Source organism: Planotetraspora sp. GP83, from assembly GCF_041262585.1.
In the GTDB taxonomy this organism is placed as follows: domain Bacteria; phylum Actinomycetota; class Actinomycetes; order Streptosporangiales; family Streptosporangiaceae; genus JAOEGB01.
Genome location: NZ_JBGCBZ010000004.1, coordinates 14,878 through 31,727, shown reverse-complemented (window position 1 = coordinate 31,727; position 16,850 = coordinate 14,878). Strand labels below are relative to the sequence as shown.

The window sequence follows — 16,850 nt, the reverse complement described above, 5'->3', positions numbered from 1 at the left end:
GAGGACGGCCGGCTGACCCCGGGGTGCCCCGGTCAGCGCCTAGCCCGCTGTGCCCGGCGCTCAGCTTGCGCCGTTCAGGTGGACAGGCCCGAGCGCCGGGACGGTTGTCACCGGGCGACTACCGCGGCGGCAGCCTGGGTGATGATGGCGGCCACCACGGCCGGGTTGGACACATAGACGGCGTGACTGCCGGGAGTCTCGGCCACGGTGGAGCCTGCTCGCTCGGCCATGGCGCGCTGCGCGGGCGGGGGGATCATCCGGTCCTCGGTCGCGACCAGATACCAGCTGGGCTTGATCCGCCAGGCAGGCTCGGTGACCGCTCCACCCAGCGCGTCCACACCCCAGGGGACCTGGGAGTCGGCCATGAACGCGGCCTGCTCGGCCGGCAGGTCCCCGGCGAACGAGGCGGGGAACTTCTCGCGGTCCAGGAACAGGAATCCGCCTGTGGGCGGCAGGATCGGCGGGACCGGCGCCCCAGGCGGCGGGTCGGCGATCAGCGAGTTCACCGACTCACCCTTGTCGGGTGCGAAGGCCGCGATGTAGACCAGGGCCGCCACGTCGTCGTGGCTGCCCGCCTCGGTGACGACCACCCCGCCATAGGAGTGGCCCACCAGGACGACCGGACCGTCCTGGGCGTCAATGACCTGCCGGGTCGCGGCCACGTCGCCCTCCAGCGACAGGGTCGGGTTCTGCACGACGGCGACGTTGTAGCCGTCCTCCTTCAGCAGGTTGTAGACGCCCTGCCAGCCGGACCCGTCCACGAACCCGCCGTGGACCAGGACGACGCGCGGGGTCGCTGAGTCTGTACTCATGCTGTGCTCCTTCGCCGATGAGACGCCTTGGACATGGCACTCACGCTAGGTCGCACTGCGAAAGGCTCGATTGAGTCATTTGACTTGGATCCACCGGTGGCCCAGCGCAACACAGCAGGGCAGCCTCCACCTGCGGCCCCACCGTGCGGCGGCGACCCGTGCGGCGAGGTTACTTACCTGGAGGCCCGCTCCTCGTCGTCTCCTCGGGACGATTCAACGGGAGCGGTCGTCAGCGCATCGCGAAGCGCGGCCCGGGAGGCGACACCGAGCTTCGGAAACAGCTGGTACAGGTGATTCGCGACGGTGCGCGGAGACAAGAACAGCCGCTCGCCGATCTGCTTGTTGGTCAGCCCCGCGGCCGCGAGCATGGCGATCTCCTGCTGCTGGGGAGTGAGCGAGGCCATCCCCGTAGCCTCGCCCTGCCCGATGGACAGGCCTGTTGCCCGCAGTTCAGTGCTTGCTCTGACCACCCACGGCCGGGCACCGAGGCTGCGGAAGGTGTCGAGCGCGGCAGCCAGATGGGCGCGGGCCTCGGTGGTGACTTTGTCGCGGCGCAGGCGCTCACCATAGATGAGCTGCACGCGGGCCCGCTCGAACGGCCAGCGCTCCGCGCCGGCAGTGGTGAGTGCGGTCTCGAACAACCGGTTGTACTGCCCGTCGGGGGCGACCATGGCCGCCGAGGCGCTGGTGACCATCGCCAGTCGCAGCGAGATCCCGGCCAGCCCGGCCTGGCCCGCGGCGACGGCATGAGCGGCCGCTTCGGCGCGGCGGCCGGTTCGCACGGCGGCCTCGACCAGGTCCGTGATGCTCCACAGCGCGTGCGGGACGTGCGAGGCCAGCACACCCGCCGGGCTGATGGCGGCGGACTGCTGGTAGGCATCCTCGAAGTCGCACCTGCCCAGCGCCGTCAGCGCTCTGACCTGCCAGGCGTAGGCTTGGATCGCGCGGGCCCTTCGCGGTGTCGCCCATCGGGTCATTTGGTCGGCCAGCGCCGTGGCGGTCTCCCGCCCGCGCGCGGCGGCCAGCATTGCCCGCAGGTAGATCCCGGACCAGGACAACAGCCGGTAGCCGTGCTCGTCGCACAGCATCAGGCCCTCTTCGACGACCTGCTCCATCTCCTCCCACTGACCCACGAGGAAGGCGTCGTTGCCCAGCAGGAACAGCGCCTCGATTGCCGAGGTGACGGCTCCGCCGTCGCGGCCGTGGCCGATGACCCGCCACAACCCTTCGCGGCACTGTCCCAACCGGTCGACGTAGGAGCCGGCGATGCCGATGCGGGAGATACGCGCTGGGATGATCTCCTGGTTCAGGCCCGCGATGGCGGCATCCAGCCGATCAAGCACCGGCGGCGCCAGGCGAGCCGGATCGGAGAAGGTCTTGCCAAGGATGTCCAACAGCTCGGGAGGCCCTGGCTTGAGCCGGCCGATCGCCACGTGGAAGGGTTCCCACAACTCGGCACGCCCGCCGAAGAAGCACACCATGAGCAGGGTGTACAGCCCCTCGATGAGGGGTTTGTTGTGGGCGTCACCCGGATCGGCCAGCTTCTCGATCGCGCCGACCATCAGGCGGTGCGCGCTGTCTACATCACCGTCGCCGTTGAGTAGGTGGTAGGCGCCGGCGACCGCGGTGGCCAGCGACTCGCCACGCCAGTCCGCACGGCGGGCCAGCTCCAGCAGGTGCGGCGCATCGCGCAGGTCACCGTTCACGATCGCGCCAAGGTAGGCGGCTTCCCCCAGCCGTCCGGCCTGGTCGATGTCGGCCGGGCTCAGCTCGGCCGCGCGCAGGAGCTGGGTGATGGCGCCGACGCCGTCGCCACGCCGCAGGTTGGCGTGCGCCACGGCCTGAAGCAGAGCGGCGACCTCCTCATCGGGTCCCACGGCCGCCTCAGCCAGGTGCCAGGCCCGCCGTTCAGGCTGGTCGGCGAGCCGCTCGGCCAGCAGCCGGTGTGCCCGGCGGCGCTGCTCACCCGTTGACAACTCCACCACCGCCGAGCCGATCAGCGGATGGCGAAAGACCAGTCTCCTGGCGCCTTGCTCGACCCGGACCAGCCGCGCCCGTTCCGCAGGGGCCAGCACGTCGGTCTCTTGCATCCTGGGCTCACCCGCGTGCAGGACGTTGAGGTCGCCGGTCCCATCCAGAACGGCAAGCAGCAGCAGGTCATACGTCGCAGCGGGCAGATCTCTGATCCGTGAGGCGAACACCGCCTGCAGGCGCCCGCTGAGTGGCAAAACGGGGGGCAGCGCGCTGCCCGAGACCCGTTGGAAGTCGCCGAGCGCCACCGGCAACTCCAGCAAGGCCAGCGGGTTGCCCTGAGCATCGGCCAGCAGCCGCTGGTGAACCCGGGGCGCCAGCGCTGGGAAATGCGCTTTCAACAAGGCTGCGGCGCCCCGCTCGTCCAGCGGCTGCAGCTCATAGCCGGACAGCCCACCGTGTTCGAAGAAGCTTTCCTCGCCCGAGCGGGACGCCGCGAGCAGTCCGACTCGGCTGCCGGTGAGGCGGCGCGCCACAAAGCCCAAAACGACGGCGCTGGCCCGGTCCAGCCACGCGATGTCGTCGATGATCACCAACAGCGGACGAGGAACGGCGGCCTGGCGGAGGAGAACCAGAGCCGCGTTGGCCACCAGGAGCTGGCCTGGTGGGGTTCCTTCACCCAGCCCCAAAGCGACGCTCAGTGCCCGCTCATGCGCCGAACTCAAGTGTGACAGGTCCGCGAAGAGCGGGTGGAGAACCTGGTGGAGGCCGGCGAAGCTCACCTCGGCCTCAAACTGCGAGCCAGAGGCGCGCAACACCCTGTGGCCGGCTGCCAGCGCCCGTGCTGCGGCGACCTCCAGCAGCACGGACTTGCCGACCCCGGCTTCGCCCAACAGCATGAACGCACCGCCCTGGACGGCGGCTAGGTCAACGAAGTCGCGGATCCGGGTGAGGTCCCGTTCGCGTCCCATCAACGATCCAGCTGGATCAGAGATCAGCGAACCGTTACCTAAGGGAAGTTCCCCTCTCGAATCCACGGATCTGACCTTACGCCCAGCCCCAGTGGGCACCGAGCGGGGCGAGCGGCGCTTCGCCGATCTCCTGGCCACCCCACGCCCTCTGCAAGCTCCGCTCCAGCCAGGCACCTGTGTAGCACCCCAGGTGCGGTTGATGTCGTGGGTACTGGGTTCACCGGCCAAGACCGCTGACCAGATCCTCGACACCCCTCGTCGCCTCCTGAGGACGAATTAGCGGCTCTGCACACCAGCCACCGTTGCGGTCGTCCCGCTGGGGGTGGTTGAGCTTTCGGACGATGCCCTGGAGGTAAGGGGCGACGGGCTGAAGCCTTTGACCAGCAGCCAGACGGCGAAGACCATTTCCTGGACGGCGATAGGCAGGATTAGGAGCGTGTACCCGGTCACGGAACTGTTGCTGAACAGCGCCAGGAGGCTGGCGGTCATCATCAGGAGTGCCCCGGCCACACCCCAGCCCGACAGCCATCGGGGAACGAGTCGTGATCGGTAGAAGAGGGTGTAGTACATCAGGGCGCCCACGCAGAAGGCGAGGACCCCTGCGAGCGTGGAATGGTCGCGCATGCTGAGGAGTGAGTCGGCAATTGCGTGAATCGGCGCACGATTATCGGCCGGTGCTGCGGCGAACTGCTGGCCGAGGTGCAGCATCGACAGCAGGCTTACGACCGCGGCCGTGTAAAAGACCGCTTCGATGGTTCTGAAGACAACCGATCCGAGCGCTAGGGCGGCGTTGATCTTCTTCAGCATTGGGTAGAGGGCGATGGCGATGCCGACGCTGGTGCCTGCCGCGATCAGGTAGAGGAGCGCAACGGTGGCCAGTCGGTTGGGATGGTTGGCGACTCCTGTCAGGTAGTCCGTCCCGGTGAGGGCGGGTTCGAGTGCAGCTGCCACGAGCGCGGCGATGGTCGCGACGATGAACAGTGCTCCCGTTGCGATCGCAGTTCTTCGAGTTGAGTTCACGATGAAGTCCCTTCTGGGAGCAACTGACCCGCGTCGTGGCTCGGGCCACGCTCGTGCCGCATCACGTCCCCAACGGCCGAGGTGTACTACGTACACCGCATGATAAAGCTAGGTGTACGCCGTACACTTGTCAAGAGGAGAAATTAGCCAGCGACTGTTCGAACGAGAAGGTGGCCGAGATGGTCCAGCAAGCCGACGCCGTGCGCCGGGTCCCCCTCAGCAGAGACCGCGTGCTGCGCGCCGCGGTGGCGCTTGCCGACGACGCCGGGATCGAGTCACTGAACATGCGCAGGCTCGCTCAGGAACTGGGCGTCGTGCCGATGGCGCTCTACAAGCATGTGGCCAACAAGGACCAGCTCCTCGACGGAATGGTCGACGTCATCGTCGGTGAGATCCACCCCCCGGTCCACGGAGCCGACTGGAAGAGCGCGGTCCGCCAGCGGATCCTCTCGGCGCGACGAGCGCTCCTCCGCCACCCCTGGGCCTCCCGCGTGATCGAGTCACGAGTCACTCCGACGCCGGTCGTCCTGGAGTACATGGACTCGGTAATCGGCATGTTCCGCACCGGCGGCTTCTCCGTCGACCTCACCCACCATGTGATGCACGCCATGGGCAGCCGCATATTGGGGTTCACCCAGGAGCTGTTCGGCAACACACCAAGCGTCGACCCGGAAACGCAGGCGGTCATGCTCCGCGAGATGGCCGGGAAATACCCCTACGTCGCGGAGATAGCCATCGCGGCGTCCCACGACGAAGAGTCGGTCGTCGGTTCAGGCTGCGACGACCAGTTCGAGTTCGAGCTCGCGCTCGACCTCCTCCTGGATGGGTTCGAAAGGCTCCAGCAGCAAGGGTGGACGTCCACCGACCAAGCCCGGCGCGGCGACAGCACGTGACGGTCGGGGTGAAGCCCCAGATCCGATGCGCCCATCGACTGGCGAACGCCGAACTCCTTCAGGGCCGGGTCGCGCTGGTGACGGGCGACGCGGGATCGGCAAGACGGCGCTGCTGCGCCGGTTTTGTGCCCGCCTGAAGGCCGGCCCCGACGCCTCGGCGCCACATGAGTTAAGGACAAACGGCCAGGTCATTCAACCGTCCGCTCTTTGGGGTTGCCCCACTATGGCGGTCGCTCGATGCGTGCCATGCAGCGCTTGTATCAGGACATGATCGACAGTGCGGCCTCAACCCGAACATAGGGTTTGGCGAATGAATTGCTATCACCCGGCACCGCTTCGCGGCGGACGCGGCGTTCGGGGGCTGGCCATGATTTACGGCCGCCTGGTGCACCATGAGGCACCCACTGGAACGGCGGTGCCTACAGTGTGGATCGGGGTGGGGGCGTTGGGCCAGTCGGTGACGGCGCTCGGCGCGCTGGCCGCGGTGGCGCCGAGCGAGCTGCCTGCGCCCTACGCGCGGGGCACCGCGGTGTTCGCGCTGATGGGCGGGATTATGGTGTGGGGCTTCGCCATGCTGTGGCTGGTGCTGGCCATGGGGCTGATGTGAGCGTGTGACCCGTCGAGAGGTCCAAGAGGATCCGGCAGCGTCATTCCGCCAGGCTTGCCGCGGCCGCAGACTCGCGCTTTCGCCGCTGGCGGCGAGTCAGGCCACGCGCTGCCCGGCATTGGCCCGTACCGTCTGGGCCTCGGCTAGCGTCGGGTGGATCCCGACGAAGCCGAGCAACGCGCCTAAGGCCGTCACACCAGCGGCGATGGTGAAGCTGAGGGCGTAACCGTGCGTGGTAGCGGTCATCGGGTCGGCGCCTGCGTGCTGCAGCACGGTGGCGTGGCTGGTGCCCAGTGAGACCAGGGCGGCCAGACCGATGGCGCTGCCGATCTGCATGGACGCATTGTTCATGCTGGTGGCGATGCCCGCGTCCTCACCTGTGGCGCCGTCCACTCCGGCGACGGTGGATCCGACGAGGACCAGGCCGCCTCCTAGTGGCACGAGGATCAGTCCGGGCAGCACATCGGCCACATAGGTGCCGTGGGTGCTCAGCCCGGCAAGGAGAATGTAGCCGACCGTGGTGATCGCAAGTCCTCCTCCGTTCAGCACCCGCAGTCCGAACCGGGGAAGGAGGCGCGGTGCCATCACGGTGGCGCTGAACAGAATGACCAAGCCGAACGGTATAAAGGCGAATCCGGTCGCCAGCGCGGAAAAATGCAGTATGTGCTGCACATACAGGCTCAGTGAGAAGAAGAGGGTGGCGAAGCCGACGTAGTAGCAGACGCGAACGACGTTGGCGATGCTCCGATTGCGTGAGCGTAGGAACGCGAGGGGCACCAGGGGCTGGGCCACTCGGGCCTCGACCAGCACGAAACCGATCAAGCAGACGACACCGATCCCCACGCAGCCCAGGACAAAGAACGAGAGCCATGCGTGGTTGTCCTTCTCCAGCAGGCCGAACACGACCAGGAGCAGGCCGAAGGTGACCAGGATGGCGCCGAGGACGTCAGGTCGGCCGCGCTTGGTGGCCCGGCTTTCGGAGACGAGCTTGAAGGTGGCGAGAAACGCGAAGGTGGCGATGGGCAGGTTGATGAAGAATATCCAGCGCCAGGAGGCGAGGGCGGTCAGGACGCCTGAGAGCACGACGCCCAGGGCCACGCCAACTCCGGCCAGGCCGCTCCAGATGGCCATGGCCCGTGCCCTTTCCTGCCGCTGGGTGAACAGCAGCGTTACCAGGGACAGGGCCGCCGGGCTGACGAGTGCCGCGCCGATGCCCTGCACGAAGCGGCTGGCGATCAGTACACCGGCTTGCTGGGCTACTCCGGCGCTCGCCGACGACAGCGCGAAGATCGCCAAGCCGGTCAGGAAGAGGCGTCTGCGGCCCAGCAGATCACCCAGACGCCCGCCAAGCATCAGTAGTCCACCGTAGGTGACGGTGTAACCGTTGACGACCCATGCCAGGCCGGTGGTCGTCAAGCCAAGATCCTGCTGGATGGGGGGAAGCGCGACATTGACCACGGTCACATCAAGTAGCAGCATCACCTGCACCAGGCAGATGATCCCGAGCGCGCGCCACCTGCGCGGATCGGCTTCGGGAGTGGGACTGATCGAAGTCATCACTGATCGCCTTCTGTTCGGTCGGGCCGCCGCCGTGCCCCTCAGACGCCGTCGTAGGAGGCAAGGTCGCAAGCCGGCCTGGTCCACGGACACTTACTGAGACGTTCAACTCGCAGGGGCCGCGTGTGCCTGGCCGCAGCTAAGGACAGGGATGGCGCACATTCGGTCGTCGCTGCGGGCTCGTTGCAAGGGCGGCTCGCAATCCGGCGTCCCCTAAGAGAGACCGGCAGATGGATCATTTGAGGCGGCGAGTCGTCGGGCCGCTATCCCAGCGATGAGCTTCCTGGCTCGCTGGATGGATGGACGGACGGTGACGAACGCTGCGGCCAGGTAGAGGTGGAAGTCGACAACCGTGGCGTCGATTTCGGTGCAACGGCGCAGCTTGCCGTACCCGTTCATCCAGGCGGATGGGTCGGCCGCGCGGCGAGGTATCAGCTTGAGCTGGTCGGCGAGACCGCTTCGGACACCGAATCCTTCGTGCCCACGCCGGTCGTGCGGAAACTGGCCCGGTACGCACCAGGCGTCACACCCAGGTGCCGCACAAATGCTCTGCGCATCGACTCAGGTGAGCCGAACCCTGTACGCCGCGCTACCACCGGCATGGAGTCATCACCCGTCTCCAGCAGCACCCGGGCAGCTTCCAACCGGACCTGCTCCACATACCGGGCCGGAGTGGTTCCCACCTCTTCGTTGAAGAGCCGGGTCACGTGACGGACGCTGACGCCTGCCCTGCGTGCCATGGCCGACAGTGTGTGGTTGGCCCCGGGGTTCTCAGCGACCTCGTCCAGCACTCGGCGGAGCACCTCCCGGCGGGAGTGCGGGACCTGGGAGCGGACGCTGAACTGGGACTGGCCCCCCGGTCGTTGCATAAAGACGACCATGTCCTTGGCAACCGCTCGAGCAACCTCTGCACCGTAGTGATCTTCGACGAGCGCCAAGGACAGGTCGATGCCGGCGCTGACACCTGCCGAGGTCATCATCCGCCCGTCCCGCACGAAGATCGCGTCCGGTTCGACCCGCACGGACGGGAAACGCAGGGCCAGTTGCCGCGAGTGCCGCCAGTGCGTCGCGGCGCGACGCCCATCCAATAGTCCGGCCGCTGCCAGCAGAAACGCTCCCGTGCACACCGATGCCATGCAACGGGCCTTCCCATGCAGTCGCCGGACAACATCCAAGAGCGCGTCGTCCTTGATCAGCGTTTCCCATTCCGGACCGCCCGGGATCACCAAAACGTCGCACGGCTCACGTACATCATCGACGGAAAGGTCAGCGCTGATGCGGGTCCCGGCGGAGGTGATCACCGCCGCCCCGTCCTCGGACGCGGTCCGCACCCGATAGCGCCCGCCGAACTCGTTCGCCGTAGCGAACACCTCGATAGGACCGGTCACATCGAGCAGCCGTACCCCGGGGAAGACGAACACCGTCACGGTGAGCGTGCCCGTTCCAGGACGGTTGTGGTTCATCGGATGCCTCCGGTTCGTACGCGGTGTAGACCACGGCAGGTTCATCAGCGCGCCGCCGCTGATGAACAACACATCGACGGGCCGGTGCGTTGCACGACTTCGCCGACCACCGCGATGACGGCGTCCCCGTCGGTGACCTCCAGGAGTCTTCCGCTGGCGAGAGCCTGGAAATCCGCTATCTAGTCCGGTTTGCCGGCCGTACCGATCACGCGGTCACCAGTGGCCGACCCCTCCTGCGCGAAAACGCCGCCCGGCCTGCCGACGCCGGTGGATGACGAACGTCCCGTCCATAGCGAACTCCTACGCGACGAGGGATGTGTGGTGGGACTCCCTCATGAGGTGTCGGCCCCGCCGAACCAGCCCGCACTGCCGAGTGCCAGCCTGCGGCAGACGCGCCGTCCGACCGCCTCTGCTGCGGGCCGCACACCCTGCCCAAAGGCCCTGGCCAACTCGTTGAAGCCCCGGTTCGCGAGAGCTTAAGACAGGTCAGAAAGCGGATCAGGGCCGACGCCGCAGCCCGTTCACCGGACTTCCCGGTGCCCATCATGCGCCTGTCACCAACGCCAATACCACGACCGGCCAACTCCCAACTGGGAGGTAAAACCTCCCAGTCCGTTCATCAGGAGTGGCGTGAAGCCACTCCTGCCCAGCCGATCGCGAAGAAGCGGGCTGGGTTATCAGGCAACCCAAGCCCGGCACTATTGGCTTGCCCGATAATTTCGCGTTGTGCGGCAACGACAGCTTCACAGTAATTGATCCCTATTGACGTGGCGATACCCACGTTGAGATCGGTGGCAGGGGAGAAGTAGCACGACTCAAGAGCTGGCGGCGGCCGATTCGCGCCGCGCGGGCTAGCATCGGGCCATGCCCCTGACCGCGAACGACGTCGACCGGTTCGAGGCCTCCAGGCCGCGCCTGGAGGCCATGGCCTACCGCCTCCTCGGCTCCGCCGGGGAGGCCGAGGACGCCGTGCAGGAGACGTTCCTGCGCTGGCAGGCCGCCGACGTCGACCGCCTCGAGGTCCCCGAGGCCTGGCTGACGAAGGTCCTCACCAACCTGTGCCTCAACCAGCTCACCTCCGCGCGGGCGCGCCGCGAGACCTACGTGGGCCAATGGCTTCCCGAGCCGCTGCTCGCCGGAGACCCGATGCTCGGCCCGGCCGACACCGCGGAGCAGCGCGAATCGGTCTCGTACGCGGTCCTCACCCTCATGGAGCGCCTCCCCCCCAAGGAGCGGGCGGTGTACGTGCTGCGGGAGGCCTTCGACTACCCGCACCGGGAGATCGCCGAGATCCTCGATATCACCGAGGCCGCCAGTCAGCAGATCTTCCACCGCGCCAAGATGCACGTCGCGGACGGCAAGGCCCGCACCGAGATCGACGAGGCCGCCGCCCGGCGGATCGTCGAGGAGTTCCTGGCGGCCGCCACCAGCGGCCAGATCGAGCCGCTCGTGCGCCTGCTAACCGAGGACGCCATCTCGATCGGCGACGGCGGCGGGAAGGTCCCGGCCCGCGCCAAGGCGTTCGAGGGCGCCGTCGCGGTCGCGAAGTTCCTGTGGGGCCTGTTCAAACCCGGCGAGGCCAAGCGCGCCATGGTCGGCGGCGCGCCCGAGGTCTACGCCTGGACCGCCAACGGCGACCCCGCCGTCGTGGCCGTCGTGGACGGCCGAGTCGTCGGTGTCATGTGCCTGGAGGTCACCGCCGAGGGCATCGCCGCGTTCCGCAACCAGGTCAACCCCGACAAGCTCGAACGCGCGACCGCGCACTGGGCGGCCACCGACCACGGGGAGCCCCTGTTCAAGGCCTTCTAGCCGCCATGTGAGGTGCTTCACATCGCGTTCCTGTCAGGAAACGGCGTGCCGCCCGGTTCAAGTGGCAAACCCGCGCCAGACAGGAGCAAGGAAATGCGGCACCGCATCATCGTCCTCGGAGCCGGATACACCGGAGCCATCGCCGCCGGCCGCCTCGCCAAGCGGCTCCGCCGCGAGGACGTCGCCATCACCCTCGTCAACGCCGAGCCCGACTTCGTCGAACGTGTCCGCATGCACCAGCTGGCGGCCGGCCAGGACCTCAAGCCCCGGCCACTCAGCGAGATGTTCGCGGGCACCGGCGTCGAACCGAGGCTCGCGAAGGTCACCGGCGTCGACGTCGACCGCAAGACCGTCGCCGTCATCGACGCGAACGGCGCCGAAGAACTCGCCTACGACACGCTCGTCTACGCCCTCGGCAGCGGCTGGAACGCCCAAGGCGTCCCCGGGACCGCCGAGCACGCCTATGAGATCGCCGGCCGCCCCGGAGCACTCCGGCTGCGCGAGCGCCTGGCCCGCCTCGACGCCGGGCAGACCGTGGTCGTCGTCGGCGGCGGCCTCACCGGCCTGGAGGCCGCGACCGAGATCGCTGAGGCCCACCCGGACCTCGACGTCGCCCTCGCCGCCCGCGGCGGCCTCGGCGACTGGCTCTCGCCTAAGGGCCGCGAGCACCTGTGGACGGTCTTCGGCAAGCTCGGGATCACCGTGCACGAGCACGCCGCCGTCACCGGCGTCGAAGCCGACCGCGTCGCCACCGCCGACGGCAAGGCCATCCCGGCCGCGGTCACCGTGTGGACCACCGGCTTCGCGGTCCACCCGATCGCGAAGGCGACCGCCCTGGAGGGCACTGGCACCGGCCAGATCGTGGTCGACGCGACCATGCGCTCGGTCTCGCACCCGGACGTGTACGCCGTCGGCGACGCGGCCAGGGTGATGGGCCCCGGGGACAAGCCGCTGCGGATGTCGTGCGCCTCGGGGACTCCGACCGCGTGGCGGGCCGCCGACGCGATCGCGGCGCGCCTGACCGGCGGGAAGCTCCCGAACGCGCCGATCCGCTACTTCAACCAGTGCATCTCACTGGGCCGCAAGGAGGGCTTGATCCAGTACGTCACCGCCGACGACCGCGCCGTGCAGGCGGTCCTGACCGGACGGCTCGCCGCCGTTTACAAGGAGCTGGTCTGCAAGGGCGCCGCCTGGGGCGTCGTCAACCCGACGCTCGGGCTGCCGACCCGGCGCCGCCGCGTCACGCGGGAGCGGGCCGCGGCGGGCTCGGCCGCCAAGGCGCTGGCGTAGACCACGAAGCGAAGCGGGCGCCCTCGATGCGAGGGCGCCCGCTTCGCTGTCGGTCCACGCGGCGACGATCGCCGCGTGGAGGCGCGGGTGCCGAATATTCGTCCGTGCAGGTCATAGGAATGATGGGCGATCTCGTCCGGGCGAGTGTCTCGAGTGCTGCGCTAGTGAATGCATGATGATCGGTCGTGGTGCTGCGCTTGGCCTACCTCATGGTGACGAATATCTTCTCGCTCCTGCGCTTCCTGTCCAGGAACGATCACGACAGGCCGGCGCAGTGCGGTTTCGCGCCGAACCTCTTCGGAACCGTGGCCTGGTGTCGGTGACCATCAGGGGTTCGCGCCGACCGATGGCCACTAACCCGAGGATCTGCGGCTTGCCGGAAATGGGCTTGAGTCTCCAGCGACTGGAGGGCTGATGCTGTTGTGGTGAACGACCGCGACCAACTGCTCACAATCGGACAGCTCGCTGACCGCACGGGCTTGTCGGTGCGTACGATCCGCTTCTGGTCCGACATCGATGTCATCCCGCCGACGTGCCGGTCGGCGGGCGGCTACCGCCTGTACGACATGGAGGCGGTAGCCCGGCTTGACTTGGTGCGAACGCTACGCGAGCTGGGGCTGGACCTCGACACCGTCCAGAAGGTCCTGACGAGGCAGTGCACGGTGGCCGATGTCGCGCGGGCACATATGCGGGCGCTGGACACCCAGATCCGCTCCCTCCAGTTGCGCCGGGCAGTGCTGCGGTCGATCGCCTACCAGGGAAGCACGACCGAGGAGATGATGCTCATGCACAAGTTGGCCCGCCTGTCCGCTCAGGAACGGCAGCGAATGATCGACGACTTCGTCGACCGTACGTTCGACGGCATCGACCCGCAGGCGCCAGGGGCCCGCATCGCGACCTCGATGCGCCAACTCCCGGCAGAGCTGCCGGACGATCCCACCCCCGAACAGGTAGAGGCCTGGCTGGAGCTCGCCGAACTCGTGGGTGACGCCAGTTTCCAGGAACGGGTACGTGAGATGGCGGTGGCCGGCGCCACGCCCGACGCCGAATCCGGTTCTCAGCCGTACGACCCCGCGCTGGTCCTTGAACACGCCGGGAGAGCGGTGGCTGCGGGTATCAGCCCCGAGTCGGCCGAGGGCAGGGCGATCCTGGACCAGATCGTGGATCCGAGACTGCCTGCCAGAGACCGTACCCGGGTGGCTGACACGGTGGAGATGTTCACCGACCACCGGGTGGAGCGGTACTGGCAGCTCATGGGTGTGCTCAACGGCAGGCCGCCGTTCCCGCCCAGTGTCTCTGCTTTCGAATGGTTCATCGCCGCGCTGCGCGTATATCTGATGTGACGCCGACTTACGGGGCTGGGCCGACGCGAGGGGAGGGCTTCGTCCCACTCCTGACCAGTACGGACAAAGATCATTTTGTTGGGACTTCTTGGCGCATGCGACAACCAGGGGCCGCTTGCTGGAACCGGCCGCGATCTACCCACCGGGGTAGCCAGGTAAGCCAGGAGCGAAGCGGCCCCGCGCACCTTTTCTGGAGAGGGGTGCGCGGGGCCGCTTCGTCGTTTGCTTGGCCCGCTCACTCCCGTCGAAGGTGACCGGCTCGTGGTGAATGGTGCACGAGTACAGGTGGTATGGGCCCAGCTTGTCGAGCGCTTGCTTCCGGCCCAACCCGGTGTGGTCGGGCGTTGGCAGCATCACGGCCGGCACGTCCCGCTCCTACCTCAGCCCGTCCGTGTGGAATCCAGCCGAGCACGGCCAGATGCCAGGCGCTGCCGTGGCAGGGCCTCCGGCTGGCGATCACGATTCCAGGCCCGCCGGGGGCGACGACGTGGGCGAACGCGTCGAGGACCAGGGCTGTGCCGAGCAGGTCGACGTGCAGGCCGCGGTCCCAGCGACCCTCCTCACCCCATAGCGCGTAGACGCGAAAACGCGTTGCCGTAGTTTCCCTCAAAACGTATGGTTTTGCGCTCGTGATCACAGTGGTGGAGCGAGTCCTGCCTGCCCGGCTGGGGACAGGATTCCGGTGGTTGCTGGCCTCGAGCTGGCTGACAAATCTCGGTGACGGGGTCGCGGCCGCCGCGGGCCCACTGCTGATCGCGACGTTGACCCGCGACCCGCTGATGATTTCGCTGTCTGCCCTGGTGGGCTGGGCGCCGCCGCTGCTGTTCAGCCTGTATGCGGGCGTGCTGTCGGATCGGTACAACCGGCGCAGGATCGTGCTCGTCGCGAACGCGGTGCGGGCCGTGGTGCTGGCGGCGCTCGTCGCGCTCATGGTGACCGGCACAGTGACCGTGGCGACGGCGCTGGTGGCGCTCACGCTCCGGTCCATCGCCGAGGTGTTCGCCGACAACGCTACGGCCACGCTGACGCCCATGATGGTCAGCAAGGACGATCTCGTCATCGCCAACGCCCGCCTGGGCACGGGATTCATCACGCTCAATCAGCTCGCCGGGCCGCCGATCGGCGCGGGACTGTTCGGCCTGGGCTTGATCTGGCCGTTCGCGGGCCAGCTGCTCCTGGTGGTGGCGGGGATCGTTCTGGTCTCCCGGATCACGTTGCCGCCGCACGGCCGACAGGCCGACGATCCCATGGCTAACACCGTACGGGAACTGATCGCTGGGTTCAGCTGGACCATCCAGCACGCGGCGGTCCGCACGCTGGCGCTCACAATCCTGATCTTCAACTTCACGTTCGGCGCGGCCTGGTCGGTTCTCGTCCTCTACACCCAGGAGCAGCTCGGCCTCGGTGCCCTGGGCTTCGGTCTGATGACCACCATCGGCGGGATCGGCGGCTTGATCGGCACCGGCCTGTACGGGGCCATCACCCGCAGGGTGAGCCTCGGCGCCCTGATGCGGATCGGACTCATCATCGAAACGTTCACCCACCTGGGCCTGGCGCTGGCTCATTCGCCGTGGGTCGCCGGGGGCATCTTCCTGGCCTTCGGCGCGCACGCGTTCATATGGGGCACGACCTCGGTCACCGTCCGCCAGCGCGCGGTCCCGCGCGACCTCCAAGGCCGGGTGGGCAGCGTCAACACCGTCTGCGTCTACGCCGGTCTGGTGGTCGGCTCGTTGATCGGCGGTGTCCTGGCCACCCGCTTCGGTGTCGCGGCGCCCTTCTGGTTCGCCTTCGCTGGTTCAGCGGTGTTCGTCGTGCTGCTGTGGCGGCAGCTCATGCTCATCGCCCACGACGACTGAGCCGTCAGACGACCGCGAGCGCCTTGGTGATGTTCCGCTCGGCTAGGTCCAGCAAGCATCTGCAGCCAGGCGTGCTGTGTCCCAGGTCTTGATCGTGGGCCAGATGACCTGTGCGGATGGCATTTTCGGCAGGCGCAGTCCTGCACCCACCTGCCGAACGAGACCCCCACGTGACCGTCGCTACCGACCGCACTACCGCTCAGTTCCACGCCGATGAGGAGATCACCCTTGGGGAGTGGACACTTACACCGACGTCCACGTCACTGCCGTCATCAGGACGTGCTGCTGGGCATTCGTGCCTTCCTGACCACCGCCTGCGGTTATGCCGACCTGCTGGAGGGCCCGTGGCCACAGCGTGCTGCGCCGTGCTGGCGTGGAAGGCGCCAGTTCGCGTGGCACCGCCCTGACCCGCTGGCTGGCCGGTTACCGTCAGCCCGCTGTCTACGGAAGGACGTCGCCGACGAGTTGGTGAACGTGGTCGTCGGAGCACTGGCGCACCAGGTCCTCAGCGACAATCAGAAGCCGTCGCTGATTTCTACAGGGAGATCCGCAAAGTCGCCTCCGAGTACACCTCAGTGGTCTGAAGGCTTCTCTGCGGTGAGAAGAACTCGGGAGTCGTGATGCCCTGGACCACATTGCGTGAGACAACCTGTGCATTCCACTGACGTGTCGCGGCCTTAGGCTTCGCGCATGCCGCGTTTCGAGGTCCTCACGCATGTCATTGCGCCGCCGGATCGGGTCTTCGACCTGTCGTTGGACGTGGGGCTCCATATCACCTCGATGGCGGGATCGTCCGAAGAGGCCGTCGGTGGAGTGACCGCTGGCGGTCTGAGACTAGGTGAGAGCGTCACCTGGCAGGCACGGCACTTCGGCATCCTATGGCGGATGACATGCGCGATCAGCGCTTATGAACGGCCAGGGTATTTCGTCGATGAGCAGGTGTCCGGCCCTTTCAAGTACTGGCACCACGCTCACCACTTTCCATCCGACGGGCACGGCGGCACGGTGATGCGCGACGTCATCGACTTCGCCGCGCCTCTTGGCCCTTTCGGGACCATCGCTGAAGTCGCGGCCCTTCGCCGCTACCTGCCCAGACTGATCCGAATCCGGAACCAGCACGTCAAACAGGTTGCCGAAACCGCTCCTCCGGCTGAGTCATGATTCGCCACTTTACTCCGTTGACGGAAACGTCAGCGCGACCGCCTCGCGCGGCGATGCTGGACGCGATTGCGTTGGTCTTGGCGGGCCGGGCCGGTGC

The 16,850-nt window shown here is 67.6% G+C and carries 12 protein-coding genes and 1 pseudogene; 7 read left to right on the top strand and 6 right to left on the bottom strand.

What is annotated here, in order from left to right:
- Positions 1–107: 107 nt before the first annotated feature.
- The 3 genes from ABH927_RS06820 to ABH927_RS06810 all read right to left on the bottom strand — a co-directional run bounded on the left by ABH927_RS06820 (position 108) and on the right by ABH927_RS06810 (position 4,774).
- Entirely contained in the window at positions 108–812 is a 705-nt protein-coding gene (locus ABH927_RS06820) for an alpha/beta hydrolase (RefSeq protein ID WP_370019104.1), read from the bottom strand.
- 173 nt (positions 813–985) lie between these two features.
- Positions 986–3,754: a LuxR C-terminal-related transcriptional regulator gene (locus ABH927_RS06815; protein ID WP_370019102.1), complete on the bottom strand. Its 2,769-nt coding sequence runs from the start codon at positions 3,752–3,754 to the stop codon at positions 986–988.
- Between the two features lie 276 nt (positions 3,755–4,030).
- On the bottom strand, positions 4,031–4,774 hold the full coding sequence (locus ABH927_RS06810; protein WP_370019101.1) for a DUF4386 domain-containing protein: 744 nt from the start codon (positions 4,772–4,774) through the stop codon (positions 4,031–4,033).
- 179 nt (positions 4,775–4,953) lie between these two features.
- On the opposite strand from ABH927_RS06810, the gene ABH927_RS06805 reads away from it, so the two are divergent.
- Both ABH927_RS06805 and ABH927_RS06800 read left to right on the top strand, forming a co-directional pair.
- Complete coding sequence (locus ABH927_RS06805; RefSeq protein WP_370019100.1) at positions 4,954–5,667, top strand: TetR/AcrR family transcriptional regulator; 714 nt, start codon at positions 4,954–4,956, stop codon at positions 5,665–5,667.
- Between the two features lie 310 nt (positions 5,668–5,977).
- Positions 5,978–6,274 carry a hypothetical protein gene (locus ABH927_RS06800; RefSeq protein ID WP_370019098.1) on the top strand — a complete coding sequence of 99 codons (297 nt, stop codon included), beginning with the start codon at positions 5,978–5,980 and terminating at the stop codon, positions 6,272–6,274.
- Positions 6,275–6,370: 96 nt separating this feature from the next.
- On the opposite strand, the gene ABH927_RS06795 is transcribed toward ABH927_RS06800, so the two are convergent.
- The 3 genes and pseudogenes from ABH927_RS06795 to ABH927_RS06785 all read right to left on the bottom strand — a co-directional run bounded on the left by ABH927_RS06795 (position 6,371) and on the right by ABH927_RS06785 (position 9,294).
- On the bottom strand, positions 6,371–7,831 hold the full coding sequence (locus tag ABH927_RS06795) for an MFS transporter (protein WP_370019096.1): 1,461 nt from the start codon (positions 7,829–7,831) through the stop codon (positions 6,371–6,373).
- Between the two features lie 235 nt (positions 7,832–8,066).
- Positions 8,067–8,236: pseudogene (locus tag ABH927_RS06790) on the bottom strand (IS5/IS1182 family transposase); the annotation flags it as partial.
- Between the two features lie 26 nt (positions 8,237–8,262).
- Entirely contained in the window at positions 8,263–9,294 is a 1,032-nt protein-coding gene (locus ABH927_RS06785) for a GlxA family transcriptional regulator (RefSeq protein WP_370019094.1), read from the bottom strand.
- An 864-nt stretch (positions 9,295–10,158) separates the two neighbouring features.
- On the opposite strand from ABH927_RS06785, the gene sigJ reads away from it, so the two are divergent.
- The 5 genes from sigJ to ABH927_RS06760 all read left to right on the top strand — a co-directional run bounded on the left by sigJ (position 10,159) and on the right by ABH927_RS06760 (position 16,753).
- Positions 10,159–11,103: an RNA polymerase sigma factor SigJ gene (gene sigJ, locus ABH927_RS06780; protein ID WP_370019092.1), complete on the top strand. Its 945-nt coding sequence runs from the start codon at positions 10,159–10,161 to the stop codon at positions 11,101–11,103.
- 93 nt (positions 11,104–11,196) lie between these two features.
- Positions 11,197–12,393, top strand: a complete 1,197-nt coding sequence (locus ABH927_RS06775; protein ID WP_370019090.1) for an NAD(P)/FAD-dependent oxidoreductase — start codon at positions 11,197–11,199, stop codon at positions 12,391–12,393.
- A gap of 425 nt (positions 12,394–12,818) precedes the next feature.
- Positions 12,819–13,736 (top strand): MerR family transcriptional regulator, encoded by a 918-nt coding sequence (locus ABH927_RS06770; protein WP_370019088.1) that lies wholly within the window; start codon positions 12,819–12,821, stop codon positions 13,734–13,736.
- Positions 13,737–14,365: 629 nt separating this feature from the next.
- A complete protein-coding gene (locus ABH927_RS06765) occupies positions 14,366–15,592 on the top strand; it encodes an MFS transporter (protein WP_370019086.1) in 1,227 nt (408 codons plus the stop codon).
- 690 nt (positions 15,593–16,282) lie between these two features.
- Positions 16,283–16,753: an SRPBCC family protein gene (locus tag ABH927_RS06760; RefSeq protein WP_370019084.1), complete on the top strand. Its 471-nt coding sequence runs from the start codon at positions 16,283–16,285 to the stop codon at positions 16,751–16,753.
- Positions 16,754–16,850 lie beyond the last annotated feature (97 nt).

Bases quoted from the DNA above. Each gene is read 5' to 3' on its own strand.
- sigJ (WP_370019092.1), top strand. From the start codon at position 10,159: ATGCCCCTGACCGCGAACGACGTCGACCGGTTCGAGGCCTCCAGGCCG.
- ABH927_RS06805 (WP_370019100.1), top strand. From the start codon at position 4,954: ATGGTCCAGCAAGCCGACGCCGTGCGCCGGGTCCCCCTCAGCAGAGAC.
- ABH927_RS06795 (WP_370019096.1), bottom strand. From the start codon at position 7,831: ATGACTTCGATCAGTCCCACTCCCGAAGCCGATCCGCGCAGGTGGCGC.
- ABH927_RS06815 (WP_370019102.1), bottom strand. From the start codon at position 3,754: ATGGGACGCGAACGGGACCTCACCCGGATCCGCGACTTCGTTGACCTA.
- ABH927_RS06800 (WP_370019098.1), top strand. From the start codon at position 5,978: ATGAATTGCTATCACCCGGCACCGCTTCGCGGCGGACGCGGCGTTCGG.
- ABH927_RS06820 (WP_370019104.1), bottom strand. From the start codon at position 812: ATGAGTACAGACTCAGCGACCCCGCGCGTCGTCCTGGTCCACGGCGGG.
- ABH927_RS06775 (WP_370019090.1), top strand. From the start codon at position 11,197: ATGCGGCACCGCATCATCGTCCTCGGAGCCGGATACACCGGAGCCATC.
- ABH927_RS06785 (WP_370019094.1), bottom strand. From the start codon at position 9,294: ATGAACCACAACCGTCCTGGAACGGGCACGCTCACCGTGACGGTGTTC.
- ABH927_RS06760 (WP_370019084.1), top strand. From the start codon at position 16,283: ATGCCGCGTTTCGAGGTCCTCACGCATGTCATTGCGCCGCCGGATCGG.